This window comes from Selenomonas sp. F0473 (assembly GCF_000315545.1).
Lineage (GTDB): Bacteria > Bacillota > Negativicutes > Selenomonadales > Selenomonadaceae > Centipeda.
In genome coordinates this window covers 35,280-53,790 of record NZ_JH992902.1, presented here as the reverse complement: position 1 = coordinate 53,790, position 18,511 = coordinate 35,280, and the positions used below count along the sequence as shown (strand labels likewise).

General features: G+C 57.8%; 20 protein-coding genes and 2 tRNA genes. All 22 read right to left on the bottom strand.

Annotation, left to right across the window (positions count from 1 at the left end):
* Positions 1-54 precede the first annotated feature (54 nt).
* Positions 55-1,335, bottom strand: a complete 1,281-nt coding sequence (locus HMPREF9161_RS00240; RefSeq protein WP_369791782.1) for an aminotransferase class I/II-fold pyridoxal phosphate-dependent enzyme — start codon at positions 1,333-1,335, stop codon at positions 55-57.
* A gap of 1 nt (position 1,336) precedes the next feature.
* Entirely contained in the window at positions 1,337-2,029 is a 693-nt protein-coding gene (locus HMPREF9161_RS00235) for a hypothetical protein (RefSeq protein WP_009727656.1), read from the bottom strand.
* Positions 2,030-2,041: 12 nt separating this feature from the next.
* Complete coding sequence (pyrE, locus tag HMPREF9161_RS00230; RefSeq protein WP_009727655.1) at positions 2,042-2,617, bottom strand: orotate phosphoribosyltransferase; 576 nt, start codon at positions 2,615-2,617, stop codon at positions 2,042-2,044.
* Entirely contained in the window at positions 2,617-3,330 is a 714-nt protein-coding gene (gene pyrF / locus HMPREF9161_RS00225; protein ID WP_009727654.1) for an orotidine-5'-phosphate decarboxylase, read from the bottom strand. The genes pyrE and pyrF overlap by 1 nt, the downstream gene beginning before the upstream one ends.
* Positions 3,331-3,333: 3 nt before the next feature.
* Positions 3,334-4,266, bottom strand: a complete 933-nt coding sequence (locus HMPREF9161_RS00220) for a hypothetical protein (protein WP_009727653.1) — start codon at positions 4,264-4,266, stop codon at positions 3,334-3,336.
* Positions 4,263-5,051, bottom strand: a complete 789-nt coding sequence (locus HMPREF9161_RS00215) for a protein-glutamate O-methyltransferase CheR (RefSeq protein ID WP_009727652.1) — start codon at positions 5,049-5,051, stop codon at positions 4,263-4,265. The genes HMPREF9161_RS00220 and HMPREF9161_RS00215 overlap by 4 nt, the downstream gene beginning before the upstream one ends.
* 41 nt (positions 5,052-5,092) lie before the next feature.
* Complete coding sequence (locus HMPREF9161_RS00210) at positions 5,093-5,539, bottom strand: Hsp20 family protein (protein ID WP_009727651.1); 447 nt, start codon at positions 5,537-5,539, stop codon at positions 5,093-5,095.
* 199 nt (positions 5,540-5,738) lie between these two features.
* On the bottom strand, positions 5,739-7,451 hold the full coding sequence (locus HMPREF9161_RS00205) for a proline--tRNA ligase (RefSeq protein WP_009727650.1): 1,713 nt from the start codon (positions 7,449-7,451) through the stop codon (positions 5,739-5,741).
* On the bottom strand, positions 7,448-8,527 hold the full coding sequence (ispG, locus tag HMPREF9161_RS00200) for a flavodoxin-dependent (E)-4-hydroxy-3-methylbut-2-enyl-diphosphate synthase (protein WP_009727649.1): 1,080 nt from the start codon (positions 8,525-8,527) through the stop codon (positions 7,448-7,450). Before ispG ends, HMPREF9161_RS00205 begins: the two co-directional genes overlap by 4 nt.
* Positions 8,528-8,535: 8 nt before the next feature.
* The gene (gene rseP, locus HMPREF9161_RS00195; RefSeq protein WP_009727648.1) at positions 8,536-9,576 is read right to left on the bottom strand and encodes an RIP metalloprotease RseP; all 1,041 of its coding nucleotides are present in this window, start codon (positions 9,574-9,576) and stop codon (positions 8,536-8,538) included.
* A 27-nt stretch (positions 9,577-9,603) separates the two neighbouring features.
* Positions 9,604-10,422 (bottom strand): phosphatidate cytidylyltransferase, encoded by an 819-nt coding sequence (locus HMPREF9161_RS00190; RefSeq protein WP_009727647.1) that lies wholly within the window; start codon positions 10,420-10,422, stop codon positions 9,604-9,606.
* A 15-nt stretch (positions 10,423-10,437) separates the two neighbouring features.
* A complete protein-coding gene (locus tag HMPREF9161_RS00185) occupies positions 10,438-11,229 on the bottom strand; it encodes an isoprenyl transferase (RefSeq protein ID WP_009727646.1) in 792 nt (263 codons plus the stop codon).
* A gap of 82 nt (positions 11,230-11,311) precedes the next feature.
* Positions 11,312-11,545 (bottom strand): hypothetical protein, encoded by a 234-nt coding sequence (locus HMPREF9161_RS00180; protein ID WP_009727645.1) that lies wholly within the window; start codon positions 11,543-11,545, stop codon positions 11,312-11,314.
* Positions 11,545-12,102, bottom strand: coding sequence for a ribosome recycling factor (frr, locus tag HMPREF9161_RS00175; protein ID WP_009727644.1), 558 nt, complete (start codon positions 12,100-12,102; stop codon positions 11,545-11,547). The genes HMPREF9161_RS00180 and frr overlap by 1 nt, the downstream gene beginning before the upstream one ends.
* Positions 12,099-12,824 carry a UMP kinase gene (gene pyrH, locus HMPREF9161_RS00170; RefSeq protein ID WP_009727643.1) on the bottom strand — a complete coding sequence of 242 codons (726 nt, stop codon included), beginning with the start codon at positions 12,822-12,824 and terminating at the stop codon, positions 12,099-12,101. The genes frr and pyrH overlap by 4 nt, the downstream gene beginning before the upstream one ends.
* A gap of 116 nt (positions 12,825-12,940) precedes the next feature.
* Positions 12,941-13,810, bottom strand: a complete 870-nt coding sequence (gene tsf / locus HMPREF9161_RS00165) for a translation elongation factor Ts (RefSeq protein WP_009727642.1) — start codon at positions 13,808-13,810, stop codon at positions 12,941-12,943.
* A gap of 76 nt (positions 13,811-13,886) precedes the next feature.
* A complete protein-coding gene (gene rpsB / locus HMPREF9161_RS00160; RefSeq protein WP_009727641.1) occupies positions 13,887-14,597 on the bottom strand; it encodes a 30S ribosomal protein S2 in 711 nt (236 codons plus the stop codon).
* Positions 14,598-14,816: 219 nt separating this feature from the next.
* Positions 14,817-15,347, bottom strand: coding sequence for a cell division protein SepF (sepF, locus tag HMPREF9161_RS00155; protein ID WP_009727640.1), 531 nt, complete (start codon positions 15,345-15,347; stop codon positions 14,817-14,819).
* Positions 15,348-15,509: 162 nt separating this feature from the next.
* Positions 15,510-17,327 (bottom strand): translational GTPase TypA, encoded by a 1,818-nt coding sequence (typA, locus tag HMPREF9161_RS00150; RefSeq protein ID WP_009727639.1) that lies wholly within the window; start codon positions 17,325-17,327, stop codon positions 15,510-15,512.
* 180 nt (positions 17,328-17,507) lie between these two features.
* Positions 17,508-18,065 carry a hypothetical protein gene (locus HMPREF9161_RS00145; RefSeq protein ID WP_009727638.1) on the bottom strand — a complete coding sequence of 186 codons (558 nt, stop codon included), beginning with the start codon at positions 18,063-18,065 and terminating at the stop codon, positions 17,508-17,510.
* 146 nt (positions 18,066-18,211) lie between these two features.
* Positions 18,212-18,287: transfer RNA gene (locus tag HMPREF9161_RS00140), tRNA-Trp, on the bottom strand.
* A gap of 1 nt (position 18,288) precedes the next feature.
* Positions 18,289-18,364 (bottom strand) — tRNA-His (locus HMPREF9161_RS00135).
* Between the last annotated feature and the right edge of the window lie 147 nt (positions 18,365-18,511).

The window sequence follows — 18,511 nt, the reverse complement described above, 5'->3', positions numbered from 1 at the left end:
TGCAAATCCCCCGCGCGCCCGTCCGCACGCGGGGGATTTTTTCGTATGACGACGCTAGGCGCCAAAATCTCGCCCCGTCCCAATCGCCTCTGCCGCCGCCGTCACGGCGAGCGCCGCATGTTCAAACGTAAGCCCGCCCTGCATATAGATGCAGTACGGCTCCCGCATCGGGCCGTCTGCGCTCAGCTCGATAGACGCCCCCTGCACGAAGGTCCCCGCCGCCATGATGATTTGATCCGCATAGCCCGGCATATCCCACGGCTCGGGCGCGGCGAACGAATCCACGGGCGACATCGCCTGGATCGCGCGGGCAAACGCCTTCATGCGGTCCGCATTCCCTAGGATAACCGCCTGGATGATGTCGCTGCGTGTTTCCGTAAAGCGCGGGAACGTCCGATAACCGAGTCCCTCGAAGACCCCCGCGGCAAAAATTGCCCCCTTGAGCGCCTGTGCCACAACATGCGGGGCGAGAAAAAGCCCTTGAAAGAGCAGACGATTGGAGGCAAGGCTCGCGCCGAGCTCATCCCCCATACCCGGCGCCGTGAGGCGGTAAGAGGTGGCTTTGACCAAATCGCCGCGCCCCGCAATATAGCCGCCTGTCGGCGCAAGCCCGCCGCCCGGATTCTTGATGAGCGACCCCGCCGTAATATCGACCGTCTCCACATCGGTCGGCTCGCGCGTATCGACAAACTCCCCGTAGCAGTTGTCTACAAAACAGACGCAGTCGGGATTCGCCGCCTTGACGCGCGCGCCGATCTCACGGATGTCTTCGATGCTGAGCGGCCGCCGCTCGCTGTAGCCGCGCGACCGTTGAATGAGGGCGACCTTCGTCTGCGCGTCAATAACGCGCGCGATGCCGTCAAGGTCGACGGCACCGTCCCGCAGCGGCAATTCGTCGTAACGGATGCCGAACTCCTTCAACGAACCCGAACTCCCGTGATCGTAACCGATGACCGTCTGCATCGTGTCGTAGGGCTTTCCCGTCACAGAGACAAGACCGTCCCCCGGACGCAGAATACCGAATAATACCGTCGCAAGCGCATGCGTCCCTGAGACAAACTGCGTCCGCACGAGCGCACGTTCGGCCCCGAACACGCGCGCATAGAGTTCGTCGAGTTTTTCCCGCCCGAGATCGCTGTACGCATAGCCGAAGCTCACGCCGAAGTGCGCGTCGGACACGCGGCACGCGCGCATTGCATCGAGCACTTTTTTCGTATTGTGCTCGGCGATCTCGTCGATACGGCGAAACTGCCCCGCCGCCCGCGCGAGCACCTCGCCGCGCAGCGCCTGCAAACGCTCTCCCTGCACGTTTCCCTCTCTTTCACACCGAAACATATCACACGGGTCTCCCCGCATCCGCTTTTTCCGCCACCATCCGGAGGTACTGCACGAGATGCAGTTCTAAGCGCCGCTCGAGTTCCTCGAGATCCGCCGCGTCGAAGTCGTAGCTGACGTAGGGCATGCCCCATACGTGGTACTCGCAAAAAAACTCATTGCGGTAAAAATTATAATAGATCCCGACGTCGCTTTCCCGGGCAAAATCCACGTAGTCGACGACGAGATAGGAGCCGTTCGTCAGCGCGGCCGGAGAGGACGGCCGCACAAAGAGCGCGAATCCTTCACACTCCTTCGGCAGCGCCGCGCCGTACCGCCACGCGAGGATCACATCGCGCACGGGCGCCAGCTCCTGCGTATGCAGCGTCTCGGCCGTCAGTTCCTCCATCACGCGCGACAGATACATATCAAGCGCCCGGCCGAAACTCTCGAGATCCTGACGGATAAAAGCCGGCAACGCATAACTCACGACCCCGATCCGCACGCGCAGCTTGTACGAATCCGTCGCCGCGTCATAAAAGCCGATCACCGCGCGATGAAGTTCCGTATGCTCATAGCGAAAGAACTCATAGCGCTCTTCCGTCTGCTGGCGCTCATATGTGCGCCGAAAGCCGACGATCTCTTCCGGAAGTTCCTCCAGCTTCCGCCAATCCGCAAGGGCGGCGTCAATCTTCTCCGTATATGAATCCGCCATTCGCCCGTTTCCCTATTTACCCGTCCGCCCGCGTTTGGTCATCGGGATTCCTTCTGCACAAAGGGGGCATTCCTCCGGCGTGTAGCTCCGCACATCCATTGTGAGGAGCACGGACTTCGGCACATCGCCGAACGCGGCCTTGCCGCCGCTGCGGTCCACGATCATCGAGACCGCGGCCGGAACGGCGCCCGCAGATTTCACGACCTCGACGACTTCTTTAATGGAGCCGCCCGTCGTCACGATATCCTCGACGATGAGGACGCGCTCCCCTTTGCGCAGCGTAAAACCGCGGCGGAACGTCATCTTCCCCGCGACACGCTCCGTAAAGATTGCGCGCGTGCCGAGCGCCTTACCCGTCTCATGCGCGAGCAGGATACCGCCCGTCATGGGGCCGACCACCGTCTCAATGCCCGCGTCTTTGAACTTCTCCGCCATCGCCTCGCAGAGCCGCTGCGTATATTTCGGATGCTGCAGGACGTTAAATTTCTCCACATACTGCGAACTGTGCCGCCCCGAGGTCAGCAAAAAATGACCGTCCATAATCGCGCCCGTTTCCACCAACAGATCGCGTACTTCCTCTTCCGTCATCAGATCTCCTCCATCTCCCGCAGCACTTGTTCCGCCGCTGCGCGCGGATCCTCCGCCGCATAAATCGCACGCCCCACGACGATGTGCGACGCGCCTGCGCGAACCGCCTCCGCCGGCGTCGTCACGCGGCGCTGATCGTCGCGTGACGCCCCCGCGGGACGGATTCCCGGCGTCACGACGAGAAAATCCGCACCGCATGTGCGCCGTATGAGCGCCGTCTCCTGCGGCGATGCCACCACGCCGTCGAGTCCCGCCTCTCGGGCAAGCCGCGCGCGCCGGAGAACGGCATCCTCGATCGTTCCCGCATGGCCGAGTCCCGCCCAGTCGCCCGTATCCATGCTTGTCAGAACCGTAACCCCGATCAGCTTCGGACACGCGGCGCCCCGTTCCTCCGCCGCCGCATGCAGGGCATCCGCCGCCGCGCGCATCATCCGCAGGCCGCCCGCCGTGTGCACGTTCAGGATATCGGGACGGAGACGCAAAAGCGAGCACAGCCCCTGCGCGGTCGTGTTCGGAATATCATGGAGTTTAAGGTCAAGAAAAACTTTTTTCCCTTGTTCCTTCAGCCACATGACGATATCGCCGCCGCACGCATAAAACAGCTCCATGCCGACCTTATAGTAAGCGACGCTGTCTCCAAGACGCGCAACGAGCGCTTCCGCTTCCCCGCGAGTGGGCACATCGAGCGCCGCAATCAGCCGATCATCCGCCACTCTTCATACCTCCATGATATACAAACCGATCTCTGCGGCGTCGCGTACGCGCCGCTCCAACCGCGCCTTTAGTCCCGTACGATAGCGCAGTACCGGCATTGCCTCCGCCGTAAGCGTCGAGAGTACAAGTTCTCCCGCCGCACCGTCTTCGATATGACTTCTTCCCGCCGCATCGAGGACTTCGGCAAAGAAAAGGCGTTCCTCCAGCCGGATGCCGTTTTCTCCCGCACGGGAATATCCGACCGTCGCGCCAAGCGCGGCATTGCTCAAAATATGCATATGCTGCGCCGCGATCTCAGCAGAGAGGCTGCGCGACTCCTTTGTCGGCGCAATGCGCGTCCCGACCGTAACGAGGCGCTGCGCGACAATCCCCCGGGCCCGCAGCGCGGCCGCCAGTCCGGGCAGTGCCTCCTCCCAGACGACGAGGGTATCCGGCACAGCGCCACGCAGTGCGGCCGTCATCCTCTCCGTGTCGGGAGAGATACCGAGCGGCAGCGTCAGCGCCCCGATCATATCCAACGCATACTGAAGATCCAGCATCCTGCCGTCGGCAAAATCCCCCGCAAGAAGCACCGTACTCGCACGGTTGACGCCGCATGCCGTAAATAGTTCCGCCGCCGTCCGCACCTGCCGCGCAACGTCGCCCCGCGTGTAAAAATGCGGTCTGCCCGGATCCCCCGCCGCATCGTGCAGCACGCTCATACGCAGAAGTCCCGAAAGAGGAAGCGCAAGCATGAAAAAAGGGGCGGACGCCCCTTCCTGTGCTGCACACTCTAAAAGCGGCAGGCGATCCATATCGGCGAAAGACCGGATATCGGCCGGACCGACGCCCGTGCGCGCGAACGCTTCGCGATAAAACGACGTCTTTTCCTCGGCCCACGCAATCTGACGCCGCAGCAGTGCCAGCCGCTGCGCCTCGACCGGCCGCGCCGTCAAGATTCGAGCGGCCGTTGATAAAAGAACGGCTGGAAACTCGTATAGCCCATCTTGCGGAAGTTCAGGATCGACTCCGTCGCGCCGACAAAGAGGATCCCGCCCGGTTTCAGTGCCTCAAAGAAATGCCGATAGAGCTGATCTTTCGCCTCATCGGTAAAGTAGATCACAACATTGCGGCAGAGGATCAGATCAAACCCCGTCTCGAACTTATCCTGCAGGAGATTGTGGCGCTTGAACTCGATCAGGCTCTTGATCTCCTGTTTGACCGCAAAGTTGTCGCCCTCCTTGTCGAAGTACTTGCGGCGGCGCTCCGGCGCCATGCTTTTGATCTCGTCGGCCGTATAGACGCCGCGCTTAGCCTTCGCGAGAATCTCCACATCGAGATCCGATGCGAGGATGCGGTGCTTTGTCCCCGGCGTCATTTCCTTCATGATAATCGCAAGAGAATACGGCTCCGCTCCGATCGAACAGCCCGCACTCCAAATATTGAGTTTCGGCGATCGTTTCAAGAGATCCGGAATGACATCGGTCTCAAGCTTGCTGAATTTCTCCGGCGTGCGGAAGAACTCCGACACATTGATGGTGAGATACTCGATGAACGCCGCAAAGTCGTCCTTATTCCCGCACACATGGTCAAAGTACTCCGTGCAGGATTTGTATCCCGCGCGCATGATCAGATTATTGATGCGCCGCTTCATCTGCGGCTCTTTATAAAGGTCGAGATCGATTTCCGTCTTCGCCTTCAATTTCTGTTTAAAAAGCTCCCAATCCCGATCTTCTGCCATAAACGGCCCTCCCCGACAATTCTTTCCCTACTTCAAAAAATTTACTGAATCGTAAAGACACGGCAAGAGGTCTGAACCTCAAGTTTCGGCAGGACAACGTGCAGAACGCCCGCCTCGTAGGAAACGGACACGCCCGCCGCATCGACGTCGTCAATGAGGAAATCGCGCTCGAATGTGCCCGTCTTACGCTCGCGGCAGAGAAACTTCGCCTCTGCGAAATCCGACGCATCGCGCGCCGCCTTGATTTTCAGTCTGCTGTCCTCATGATAGGATACCTCGATGCTCTCCTTGGAAAATCCGGGCAGTTCCGCGAACAGCTCGTAGCGATTTTCACAGTCGATCACATCGACGCGGAACGGGAAGAGCATCCCCCCGACCTTGTCCAGCGGGTTAAACGAATGCTCCACAACGGTTTCAAGCACCTTGCCGAGCATTTCCTGCCCCTTTTCGGCATTTTCTTTCAAGTTGAACGGTAATGGACGAAACACAACAGCCACCTCCCATATCGGATCTATTCGAATAGAACCATTATAGCAATAACAAACCGTCTTTTCAATACGCCGAAAAAAATCGTCTCCGATCTATTTGGACCCTAGCCCCTACAGCCTTCGTTTCGTATACCGCATCCCGTAATAAAAATAAGCGCCGCGGGATCTAAAATAAAACCGTCGCGTCACTTATTCAAATTCAAAGCGCGGCAAGCATATCGCGCACGCCCTTCAGATAGGTATCCCTTGCGAAGTTCACGAGCTCCCCCGTCCGACGCAGCTTGACCTCGATTGTGCCGTTTTCAATTGTCTTCGGCCCGATGGCAATGCGCACGGGATAGCCGATCAGATCGCAGTCGTTGAACTTCACGCCCGCGCGCTCCCTGCGGTCGTCCAGCAGAACGTCAACGCCCGCCGCGCGCAGTTCTTCATAGATCTCCTCGGCGTAGGCGAGCTGCTCCGGGACTTTCGCGTTGACGGCAACGACGACGACTTCGTAGGGGGCGATCGCGCGGGGCCAAATGATGCCGTGCTCGTCCCGGTTCTGCTCGATCGCCGCCGCCATTGTGCGTCCGACGCCGATGCCGTAGCAGCCCATCTGCAGGGGCTTTAACTTTCCGTCGGCATCGAGGAAGTTTGCCTGCATCGCCTCGCTGTACTTCGTCCCAAGCGCAAAGATCTGCCCCGCCTCAATGCCGCGGCTGATATGGAGGCGCCCCTCCCCGCACGCTGGGCATAGGTCGCCCTCGGCGACAAGCCGGATATCGGCGACCGTAACGCTGCCGAAATCGCGCGCGGGATTGACATTCATATAGTGATAATCCTGTTCGTTCGCACCCGAAACGGCGTTCTTCATCCGCATCGCCGTCTCGTCGACAACGATATGCGTCCCCCCCTTGATGCCGATGGGGCTCATGAAGCCGGGACAGCCCCCTGCCGCACGTATGGCTGTCTCGTCTGCCATACGCAGTTCGCGCGCCCCCGGGACGGCATTGACCAGTTTGACCTCGTTGACCTCGTGATCGCCGCGCAGGAAGGCGAGTACGAGCGTATCGTCTTCCGTCTGGTAGGCGACGGCCTTGATCGTCTTTTCCACGGGGATCTTGAGGTATTCCGCCAGCAGCGCGATCGTATTCGTATGAGGAGTCGCGACTTTCTCAAGCGGGCGTTCCGTCTCGTCGAGCGCCTCGATCGGGCGCAGCCGGGCCTTCTCGTCGCTCGCTGCATAGCCGCACGCATCGCAGCAGGCGATGCGCGACTCGCCTTCGGGCGCGAGCACGGTGAATTCCTCGGAGCGGCCGCCGCCGATCGCGCCGGCGTCCGCCTCGACCGCGCGGAAATTCAGCCCGCAGCGTCTAAATACGTTTGAATAGGCTTCATACATCTTGCGGTAGGATGCGTGCATACCCTCGACGTCCTTGTCAAAGGAGTAAAGGTCCTGCATAATGAACTCGCGGCTGCGCATGACGCCGAAGCGCGGGCGGCGTTCGTCGCGGAATTTGTCCTGAATCTGATAGAGCATGATGGGAAGCTGCTTGTAGGAGCGCAGCTCGTCACGGACAAGCGCCGTGATCATCTCCTCGTGCGTGGGACCGAGGCAGAACGAGCGCTCATGGCGATCCTTGACGCGCATCATCTCCGCGCCGTAGGCCCCCCAGCGGCCGCTCTCCTCCCAGAGTTCAGCCGGCTGGAGGATCGGCATCATGATCTCCTGTCCGCCCGCGGCGTCCATCTCCTCGCGGATGATCCGCTCGATCTTGCGGATCGTGCGCCATGCCAGCGGCAGATAGGTATACATACCGCCGGCGGATTTGCGGATGAGGCCCGCGCGATACATGAGCCGGTGGCTTGCGATCTCCGCTTCGGCAGGCGTATTTCTAAGGGTGGGCGCATAAAGATTCGTCGCTCTCATGATTGCTTGCGTTCCTCCAATATCGCATCGATTTCTTTGAATAGCTCGGACAGCAGTTCTTCTTCCTTCACCTTTCGTACGACCTCTCCCTTGCGGAAGATGAGCCCCTCGCCGTTCCCCCCCGCGATGCCGACGTCCGCGCCGCGCGCTTCCCCCGGACCGTTGACGACGCATCCCATGACGGCGACCTCGATGGGATCCTCCATATCGCGCAGACGCTCTTCCACCTTCTCCGCAATCTCCACGAGATTGATGCTCGTGCGCCCGCAGGTGGGGCAGGCGACGAGAGTGGGACCGTATTCTTTGAGCCCGAGGGCTTTCAAAATTTCATTTGCCGTGCGTACCTCGACGACGGGATCCCCCGTGAGAGAGATGCGGATCGTATCGCCGATTCCCTCCGCAAGAAGCGCGCCGACGCCGACCGAGGATTTAATAATCCCCGTGCCCGCCGTCCCCGCCTCCGTAATGCCGAGATGCAGCGGATAGTCCACGCGCTCGCTCATCAGACGATACGCCGCGAGAGTCAGCGGCACATCGTGCGCCTTGAGCGAGATCTTCATATCGTAAAAGTTAAGTTCTTCGAGGACACGCACATGCTCCATCGCGGACGCGACAAGAGCCTCTGCGGTGATCCCGCCGTACTTCTTCAGCATCTTGTGGTCGAGCGATCCGGCGTTGACGCCGATGCGGATCGGGATACCGCCCGCACGCGCCGCGGCTACCACTTTCTTCACACGCTCCGTACCGCCGATATTGCCCGGGTTGATGCGCAGCGCCGAGATGCCCTGATTCATCGCCTCAAGTGCCAATTTGTAGTCAAAGTGAATATCGGCGACGAGGGGCGTCTTGACTTCTCGTATGATATTGCCGAGATTTTGTGCCGCCGCCATATCGGGCACGGCAACCCGCACAATATTGCATCCTGCCGCGGCGAGTTCCCGGATCTGTCGGACGGTCGCCTCCGTATCCGTCGTCTTCGTATTGCACATCGACTGTACGGAGATGGGGGCGCCCCCTCCGACGGGAATATTGCCGATATGGATTTGCCGCGTCTTGCGGCGTTCATATGTGGGCATAACCTGAGTCAGCCTCCTGCAAATATGCGGACGACATCGTTCTTCATTGCGAGCAGCATGAGCAGTATGATGAGTCCCACGCCCGCATTCTGAATGTAGCGCATCACCTTCGGGCTGAGCGGTTTGCCGCGCACGGCTTCGACGCAGAGCGTCAGGAAATGTCCGCCGTCCAGCGCGGGGACCGGCAGCAAATTGATGATGCCGAGATTGAGGCTGAGGAGTGCGGCAAAGTTCAGCAGCGGCACAATCCCCATCTCGGCAACCTCGCCCGCCATCTGTGCCACACCGATCGGCCCCGCAAGCTCTGAACCGGAAAGTTCGAGGATGATGCGGTACAGGGCATCCAGCATCATCACGATGATCATGCCCGTGCGCTCAAACGCCATCGTTAGGGACTGTACGAACCCCGGATAGGTGCTCTCGAAATCGTTGACAATGCCGATATAGCCGCGTTTTTGTGCCGTATCGTAGCGCGGCATAACGCTAACCGTCAATTCCTGCCCCTCACGCTCGACCTGCATTGTCAGCGGTACCGTCCCTTGATTGGCACGGATCATCTCCACCATGGACTGCCATGTCTCCACCGGTCGGCCGTCGATCGTGAGGATGCGGTCCTGCGCCCGCAGCCCGGCCTGCGCCGCGGGCTGATCCGCAAGCACAGTGCCGAGCACGGGCGCAGGGTTCGGCGTTTGCACACCGGCAAAGAAAAAGATGCCGAAGAAGAGTGCGACGGGCAGAATCAGATTCATCGCGGAACCCGCAAGAATCACAAACATGCGCGAAAGGATCGGTTTGCGGCAATAGCCGCGGTCCCCCGCATCGTTGTCGTCCGGATTCATGCCCGCGATATCGTTGAAACCGCCGAGCGGTATGATACGGATGGAATAGAGCGTTTCTCCCCGGCGAAAACTTACGAGACGCGGACCGAAACCGATCGCGAACTCGTCCACACGCATGCCCGTCAGCTTGGCGGTAATGAAGTGGCCGAGTTCATGGACAAAGACCAACAGACCAAATACAAAAATGGTCGCGACAATCTTCTCTAACATCGGGTCTCCTTTATGACTGCACGATGATCAAAGTACAAAGTAAATCGTATAGTAGTAGACGAGCGGCGCCGTAAAGAGCACGCTGTCAAAGCGATCCCATACGCCTCCGTGCCCGGGGATAACGGCACCCGAATCCTTGATGCCCGTATAGCGTTTCATCATAGACTCCACGAGATCGCCCAACGTAGCGAGCACAGCGATAGCGGCGCCAAGTCCCGCCATATATTCGAGCGGAAAATGGAGCGCATATCCGAGGCCGACCATAACCGCAATCGTCCCGACAAGCCCCCCCAAAAAGCCTTCCACCGTCTTGTTCGGGCTAATTGCCGGAGCCAGCCGATGCGAGCCAAACGCATTCCCCGCAAAGTAAGCGAAACTGTCGCTCGCCCATGTGCCGATGAACATGATCCAGACCATCGCCGTTCCTAGATCGAACGTTCCGACAGGCGTCGTGTATATCCCGCCCGAAAGCTGCCGCAGCATGACGAGATGTGCGAACGGCAGACCGATGTAGCAGATCCCCGCAATGGAGACGCCCACATCGAGCACCGACACATCCCCGCGGAGGAGCACGCAGCTCAATACGGCAAGGAGAGTCGCGCCTGTGACGGAGAGCAGGATAACGTCAAGCGCTCCGTAAAAAGCACCGTAAAGGATCCCTCCGATACCGAGCACGCCCGTAAAGAGCGTCGGATTCCCCCCGCGATGGGAAAATGCCCGCGTGAACTCAATCCACGCAAGCAAGGCAAGCACCGCCGCGGCGATCGCAAACATTCGCCCGCCTTCCTGAATCACGTAAGCAGAAAGACCTATGCCGACAATCCCCGAAATCATACGCGTAATCAAAGACAGCCTCCTATGTTAATCATCCGCAGAGAGCCCGCCGAACCGACGATTCCGTCCTGCGAAGTCGTTCACAGCGGAGGCAAGCTCTTCCGGCGTAAAATCCGGCCAGTGTGTATCGGTAAAAAAGAGTTCCGCATAAGCGGACTGCCAGAGCAGGAAATTACTAAGCCTAAGATCCCCGCTCGTGCGGATGAAGAGATCGACCGGCGGATCTCCCGCCGTATCGAGCGCATTTGAAAAACATTCTTCATCGATCTCCTCAGGCGAGAGTTCGCCTGCGGCCGCGCGTGCCGCAAGGCTGCGCGCCGCACGCAGGATCTCGTCCTGACCGCCGTAGTTTGCCGCCACATTGAACCTCATGCCCGTATTGCCGGCCATGAGGTCTTCCGCTTCCCGCATCCGGCGTAAAAACCGATCGCCGAATCGGTCCCGTCGCCCAATGAAGCGCAGCCGCACATGCTCCGCATGCAGTTCCTCAATCTCCCTCTGCAGGAACGAATCGAAGAGGCGCATTAAGAAATCGACCTCCATCGGCGGCCGTTTCCAATTCTCCGTCGAAAAGGCGTATACGGTGAGCACCTCGATGCCCATATCGGAGGCCGCGCGTACGATGCGTTTTAAGGTGCGTGCCCCGGCCTCGTGCCCCGCCGAACGAGAAAGGCCTCGCGCCTTTGCCCAGCGGCCGTTGCCGTCCATAACGACAGCAACATGACGCGGTATATTGGTACGATCAATCGAGTCGATCGCCGAAGGCTGCTCCTGTGGATTGGCAGTCGATTTTCCGCCGCCAAAAATATGTTTCCACATAACTTTTTCCCACCGCCCCCGATCGACGATCCTACTGCCAAAATCCCCCTCCGGCAGTGCCGGAAGGGGCAATTCTTTCCGCTCAGCGACAGGCCGCGTCATATGCGGCAAGAGAGGCGCTGCGTCCGGGTGCCGGCGCAATCATAACCGCAAGGCCGCCCGCCGATTCCCTCGTGCGAACCACATAGAGACGCTGCTCGTCTACCTTAAAAAAATCACGGGGCGACCGCGTCTGCCGCACCGTATAGGATATGCCCGCCGCCTCGAATTCTCTCCGAACAGCCGGCCAAGGCCGCGCCGTATAGAGTTCCCGCATCAGATCTCCATAACCTCTTTTTCCTTCGCCGTGCGCATCTCTTCCATTTGCTTGACGAATTTATCCATGAGCTTCTGTACGGATTCCTGTCCGCGCTTGGATTCATCCTCGTTGATTTCCTTATCTTTCTCGAGTTTTTTGATCGCCTCGTTCGCGTCGCGGCGGATATTGCGGAGCGCGACCTTCGCGTCCTCCGTTTTCTTGCCGACCGTCTTGAGCAGTTCCTTGCGGCGCTCCTGCGTCGGCTGCGGGATGGCGAGACGGATCACGTTGCCGTCCGAGTTCGGCGAAAGACCGAGATCGGACTTTGAGATTGCAATCTCGATATCGTGCAGTACGGACTTTTCCCACGGTGTAATGACGATCATATGCGGCTCCGGCACCGTCACCTTTGCGAGCTGGTTGACCGACGTCGGCGTACCGTAATACGGCACCATCACCTTATCGAGCAGATTCGGCGTCGCGCGCCCCGCGCGCAGGGACGAGAACTCGCGGCGAAGCGCCTCGATCGCCTTATTCATAGTCGTCTCATGCTTGGAAAGGATCTCCTTGATCATACGGCTTCGCCTCCTACGGTCGTTCCAATCGCCTCCCCAAACGAGGCGCGCGCAATATTTTCATACCGGTCGATACTGAACACGACGATGGGAATCTTATTGTCCATACAGAGGCTCGTCGCCGTCGCGTCCATAACGGCAAGCCCCTTTTGAAGAATATCGATATAGGCCAGCGCCTCAAAACGCTTCGCCTCCGGATTCTTGTTCGGGTCGGAATCATAGATGCCGTCCGTCCCCTTCTTCGCCATGAGGATGACGTCGGCTTCGATCTCCGCGGCACGGAGCGCCGCCGTCGTATCCGTCGAGAAATACGGATTGCCCGTCCCCGCGCCGAAAATCACGACGCGCCCCTTCTCCATATGACGAATCGCGCGGCGTCGAATGTAAGGCTCCGCGATCTGGCGCATTTCGATCGCGCTCTGCACGCGCGTATCGACCTCCTGTTTTTCGAGCGCATCCTGCAGCGCAAGAGCGTTCATCACCGTCGCCATCATGCCCATGTAATCTGCCGTTGCACGGTCCATGCCCTTGGCGCTGCCCGAGAGCCCGCGCCAGATATTGCCGCCGCCCACAACGATCGCCATGTCAATGCCGTGATCCCGCACCTTCTTAATCTGTGCGGCGATCTCTTCGACCACAGAAGGGTTGATGCCGAAGCCCTGCTCTCCCGCGAGAGCCTCTCCGCTGAGTTTCAAAACGACGCGGTGATATTTCGCTGCCAAGATGATTCCTCCTGTCACGCTCTCTACTCTGCGATATTATAGCATAGTTTTGCAAAAAAATCCGCTTTGTCTCTGCAAAAAAGAGCTGCCGACGGGCAGCTCTCCTTCACGCGCTATTACTGCATCTGTGCGGCGACTTCAGCAGCGAAATCTTCCTGCTTCTTCTCGATGCCCTCGCCCAGCTGGAACCGTGTGAACGCCTTGATCTGAACGGTGCCGAGCACCTCCGAGATCTTCTTTTCGGGGTCCTTCACAAACTTCTGCTCGAGCAGACAGACTTCCTCGTAGAACTTATTGATGCGCCCTTCGACCATCTTCTCGATGATTTTCTCGGGCTTTCCCTCTTCGAGGGCCTGCTTGCGGAGCACTTCCTTCTCATGCTCGATGTGCTCCGCCGTCACGCCGGAGCGGTCGACTGCCAGCGGCATCGCCGCGGCAATCTGCATCGCGATATCCTTGCCGAGCTGCTCGTCGCCGCCGGAGAGTTCCACGAGCACACCGATCTTGCCGCCCATGTGAATATAGGTCGCAACGCGGCCCGTGCTCTCATACCGCGCAAAGCGGCGCAATGAAATCTTCTCGCCAATCGTCGCCGTCGCCTCGGTGATAAGGGACGCCACATCCTTACCGTCCAGCCGGCTCGCGTTGAGCGCATCGATATCCCCGGGATTCGTGTCTGCGATATGCTTTGCCACCTTCGCGCTGAGCGCGCGGAACTGCTCGTTGCCCGCCGCAAAGTCCGTCTCGCAGTTGATTTCAACAATTGCGCCGACCTTTGCGTCATGCGAGAGATACGCCGTCACGGCGCCTTCGGCGGCAACGCGGCCGGCCTTCTTCTCCGCCTTCGCGATGCCCTTCTCACGCAGATAGTCGATCGCCTTCTGCATGTCGCCGTCGGTCTCTGCAAGCGCCTTTTTGCAGTCCATGATGCCTGCCCCCGTACGCTCGCGCAGTTCCTTTACCATTGCGGCACTGATCGTTGCCATATATATTCCTCCTATTTTGATCTCCTCATCAAAAAAAGGGCAAGGGATAATACTCCCTTACCCCCTTGTTCATTCCTTATTCAGCCGCGGCTTCTTCCGTCGCGCCGCCCTGACTGCCCTCGAGCACGGCGTCCGCCATACAGCCCGTCAGGAGTTTCACCGCACGGATTGCGTCGTCGTTGCCCGGAATGACATAGTCGATTTCATCCGGATCGCAGTTCGTATCGACGATCGCCACGATAGGGATGTTCAGCTTGCGCGCCTCGGCGACGGCAATACGTTCTTTGCGCGGATCGACGACAAAGAGAGCGCCCGGCAGGCGGTTCATATCCTTGATCCCGCCGAGATAGCGCTCGAGCTTTTCCATCTCATGGCGCAGTCCCTGCACTTCCTTTTTCGTGAGAACTTCGAAGGTTCCGTTCTCCTCCATCGCCTCAAGCTCCTTGAGCCGGTGAATGCGGCGCTGAATCGTCTGGAAGTTCGTCATCATGCCGCCGAGCCAGCGCTCGTTGACATAGAACATATTCGCACGCAGCGCCTCCTCGCGGATGGCCTCCTGCGCCTGCTTCTTCGTACCGATGAAGAGCACGGACTTTCCTTCCTGCGCGACGCTGCGCAGGAAATTGTACGCTTCGTCCACTTTGCGCACCGTCTTTTGCAGATCGATGATGTAGATGCCGTTGCGCTCCGTGAAGATGTAACGCGCCATCTTCGGGTTCCAGCGGCGGGTCTGGTGTCCGAAGTGAACGCCCGCCTCCAGAAGCTGTTTCATTGAAATAACTGCCATGAGAATACCTCCTGTTGTTCTTCCGCGTCCCTCACGTGCCGGACCACCGCAGCTGCGGCACAGGTTGGCTATCGGGAACGCGTGCTTTTTCACACTGCGGTGTATTATAGCATAAGAATACAAACAAAACAATGTTCCGTAGGAATTTTTTCATATTCCCCAATAAAAAACATGGAAAGAAAATGATCTTTCCATGTCGGATCGGTAATATCGATTCAATTAGTTCGTCATGATCAACGCTTCGGTCACATCCACACCCTTCGGCGCGTAAAAAATGATCGTGCTTGAAACGACGCGCGCCGAACCGTGCAGCACATAGCAGGCGCCGTTGAGGAAGTCGCAGACACGGCGGCGCTCGGGCTCGTTCATGCAGTCAAAATTGACGGCAATCGCAATGCCCTGCTTGAGCTGAACGACGGCCGGTGCCGCATCGTCATAGCGCCGCGGGCGGTGAATCCGAACCTTGAGTTCCGCTACCTTCGTCGTATGTACGGTAAACTGCGTGCCGGAATCCCCCGTTGAGGACGTACGTCCTGCCGCGTACGGCGCAGCCGTACCGTAGGAAGGAGCCGCATACGAAACCGTCCCGCCGTTGGCGACACGACGCTCCCGCAACGCGGTCGTCTCCTGACGTGCGCCGATCTGCCGGGCTTCCTCCTCGAACTCCTCCTCTTCGGCCATTGGCATAAATGAGTCCACCACACGCGAAAGCATGTCTTTCACACGGGCAAAGAATGAATTTGCACCCATTTATATCTTCCTTCCTCAGTAAATATTCTGTCGCTAAATTTAGTGACAGGTCTCAATCCTATTGACGGAGACATGTTATCATATTTCTTTCAGAAATGCAAGAAAATCATGCTAAAAAATATTTTTTCTTCTTGACATTTTTCTTTGAGGGTCTATAGCCGCTTATTTCCTTGCATTTTTCGCAGCGCGTCCGCGTGCCGTACGATCGAGAATCGCCTTTCGCAAACGAATATTTTCCGGCGTCACCTCGACAAGCTCGTCGTCGTTGATGTACTCGAGCGCCTGTTCAAGGCTTAGAATACGGGGCGGTGTGAGTCGGATCGCCTCGTCCGATGCCGACGTGCGCAGATTCGTGACGTTCTTCTTCTTACACGGGTTGATGTCCATATCAATGTCGCGCGAATTCTCGCCGACGATCATGCCCTCGTAAACCTGCTGCCCCGGCGAAATGAACATCGTGCCGCGGTCCTGCAGAGAGAAAATCCCGTAGCCCGTCGTCTCCCCCTGTTCGAACGCCACCAGAGATCCGTGCGATCGCCCGTTCATATCCCCCTTGTAGGGGACGTAACCGTGGAAGACGTGATTCATAATGCCGTTGCCCTTCGTATTCGTGAGGAGTTCCGAACGGAAGCCGATCAGGCCGCGCGCGGGGATGAAAAACTCCATGCGGATATAGCCCGAGAGTTCCGTCATGTTCGACAGCTCCGCCTTGCGCGTGCCGAGTGCCTCCATGACGGCGCCCATATATTCCTGCGGCACCTCGACCGTCAGGTTCTCCATCGGTTCGCAGCGCTGCCCGTTGATCGTCTTATAGACCACCTCCGGCTTGCCGACCTGGAGTTCATAGCCCTCGCGGCGCATCTGCTCGATCAAAATGGAGAGATGCAGTTCGCCGCGTCCCGAGACCTTGAACACATCTGCCGAATCCGTCTCCTCGACGTGCATGGCGACGTTCGTCTCGATCTCCTTAAAGAGACGGTCGCGCAGATGACGTGATGTCACGAACTGTCCCTCACGTCCTGCGAACGGACTCGTATTGACGCCGAACGTCATAGAGAGTGTGGGTTCGTCGATATTGATCGTCGGCAGAGCCTCAGGATTCTCTACATCCGCCACCGTATAACCGATGCTCACATCACCGAGTCCCGTGAGCGCGACAATCTCGCCCATCCCCGCCTCATCCACATCGACGCGTTTGAGCCCCTGATAGACATAGACCTTGCCGATCTTGGCCTTCGTCTCATGGTCGCCGCTGATGACCGCCACATTCTGGTTCGGACGGACAGAGCCCCGAATGATACGGCCGATCGCGACACGGCCGACATAATCGTCTGCCTCGAGCGTCGTCACCATCATCTGCAGAGGGCCTTCGGCATCGCCCTGCGGCGCGGGAATCTCCTTGACAATCGTCTGCATAAGCGGCTCGAGATTATCGCTCTCGTCTTCCATGTTGAACTTTGCGATACCGTCGCGCGCCGTCGCGTAGATCACGGGGAAATCGAGCTGATCGTCGTCCGCGTCCAGCTCCATAAAGAGCTCCAGTACTTCGTCATATACGTCGTCCACGCGCTGATCCGGACGATCAATCTTATTGATGACGACGATCGGTTTGAGTTTTTGCTCGAGCGCCTTGCGCAGCACATATTTCGTCTGCGGCATCGGTCCCTCAAACGCATCCACCAAGAGCAGCACGCCGTCCACCATGTTCAGGACGCGCTCCACCTCGCCGCCGAAATCCGCATGCCCCGGTGTGTCTACGATATTAATTTTGATCCCGTCATAAAGAATGGCAGTATTTTTCGAGAGAATCGTAATCCCGCGCTCACGCTCAATATCGCCCGAGTCCATCACACGCTCTCCTACCTGCTCGTTCGAGCGGAACACGTGGCTTTGCCGCAGCATCGCGTCCACAAGGGTCGTCTTGCCGTGGTCGACATGTGCGATGATCGCAATATTACGGAGTTTCTCATTTATACTCATATCAAAAATTTGCCTCCCAAAAGTACCCGTTCAAAAAGATAGCGTGTCTATCTTATTACAGCACTTCCCATTTGTCAATAAATTTATCAGTAGCTGGTAATAAAACTCGTCTCAAGACAGAAAAAAGCCCTCACGTATGTGAGGGCTCTAAACAATACGATATCTTACCAATACGATATCTTACTTACCTTTATTCTGTTCCTCGACCGACCGCTGCCAGTTCTTATAGAACTGCTCAGAGAGCGACGTAAAGGTCGCCACCGTATCTCCGTCGGATTTATTTGCACGTACCTCGTAGGTATAAAGGAGATCGTTCGAACCGGAACGGTAGACGTCAAAGAAGAAAATCGTGCGGCTGTTGTTTGCAACCGTCAGGATGATGTAGGCATCTGCGAAGTTTGCAACATTGTCCTTATACTCCTTCGCAGCATCGCGGCGTGGCAGGGTCTTAATATCAACGCCTTTCGCTTCCTGAATTCCCTTTACAACCGTATCGTAAGGAATGATATTCGCATGAGTGATACGGCTTGCATCTGCAACGACCTGGGTCAAGATCTCAAGGGAAGGCGCGGCATCTCCGACCGGTATATAAAGAGGAGCGCCGACAGCCAAACGATTGATATTTGTAATGACTGCACCTTCCTGCAGCGTCACTTTATCAGAATAGGGCGATGCGCTTGCCTGCACAGCGAACAAGGTGAAGCAGAGCACAAATGCCATCTGAACGAATCTCTTCATGAGTATATCTCCTCCTTAAATTCCCGGGAAATTATATGCCGTTTTGCACATGTGTCATTTTACACTATTATTGAATCTTTGACAAGAAAAAGAACGTAGAAGGCATAAAAATACCGTATCGTTTGCACGATACGGGTTGATCTCAATGGCAGGGGCAGTAAGACTTGAACTCACAACCTACGGTTTTGGAGACCGTTGCTCTACCAATTGAGCTATACCCCTATGGGGCGACTTATGGGGATCGAACCCATGCATGCTGGAGCCACAATCCAGTGTGTTAACCGCTTCACCAAAGCCGCCGTTATCATATTTTGTAAAAGAACTCGTGAACCACGCGATTCACGAGTCCCTTTTGCGGCAACTACCTACACTCCCGCGTCGTCTCCAACGAAGTACCCTCGGCCTTCGGACGCTTAACTGCTGTGTTCGGAATGGGAACAGGTGGA

Coding starts and splice junctions, on each gene's coding strand:
- typA (WP_009727639.1), bottom strand. CDS start 17,327: ATGAGTATAAATGAGAAACTCCGTAATATTGCGATCATCGCACATGTC.
- HMPREF9161_RS00145 (WP_009727638.1), bottom strand. CDS start 18,065: ATGAAGAGATTCGTTCAGATGGCATTTGTGCTCTGCTTCACCTTGTTC.
- ispG (WP_009727649.1), bottom strand. CDS start 8,527: ATGCCCACATATGAACGCCGCAAGACGCGGCAAATCCATATCGGCAAT.
- pyrE (WP_009727655.1), bottom strand. CDS start 2,617: ATGACGGAAGAGGAAGTACGCGATCTGTTGGTGGAAACGGGCGCGATT.
- HMPREF9161_RS00180 (WP_009727645.1), bottom strand. CDS start 11,545: ATGCGGGAACTCTATACGGCGCGGCCTTGGCCGGCTGTTCGGAGAGAA.
- rpsB (WP_009727641.1), bottom strand. CDS start 14,597: ATGGCAGTTATTTCAATGAAACAGCTTCTGGAGGCGGGCGTTCACTTC.
- sepF (WP_009727640.1), bottom strand. CDS start 15,347: ATGGGTGCAAATTCATTCTTTGCCCGTGTGAAAGACATGCTTTCGCGT.
- rseP (WP_009727648.1), bottom strand. CDS start 9,576: ATGTTAGAGAAGATTGTCGCGACCATTTTTGTATTTGGTCTGTTGGTC.
- tsf (WP_009727642.1), bottom strand. CDS start 13,810: ATGGCAACGATCAGTGCCGCAATGGTAAAGGAACTGCGCGAGCGTACG.
- HMPREF9161_RS00185 (WP_009727646.1), bottom strand. CDS start 11,229: ATGTGGAAACATATTTTTGGCGGCGGAAAATCGACTGCCAATCCACAG.
- frr (WP_009727644.1), bottom strand. CDS start 12,102: ATGATCAAGGAGATCCTTTCCAAGCATGAGACGACTATGAATAAGGCG.
- HMPREF9161_RS00240 (WP_369791782.1), bottom strand. CDS start 1,335: ATGTTTCGGTGTGAAAGAGAGGGAAACGTGCAGGGAGAGCGTTTGCAG.
- HMPREF9161_RS00205 (WP_009727650.1), bottom strand. CDS start 7,451: ATGAGAGCGACGAATCTTTATGCGCCCACCCTTAGAAATACGCCTGCC.
- HMPREF9161_RS00215 (WP_009727652.1), bottom strand. CDS start 5,051: ATGGCAGAAGATCGGGATTGGGAGCTTTTTAAACAGAAATTGAAGGCG.
- HMPREF9161_RS00235 (WP_009727656.1), bottom strand. CDS start 2,029: ATGGCGGATTCATATACGGAGAAGATTGACGCCGCCCTTGCGGATTGG.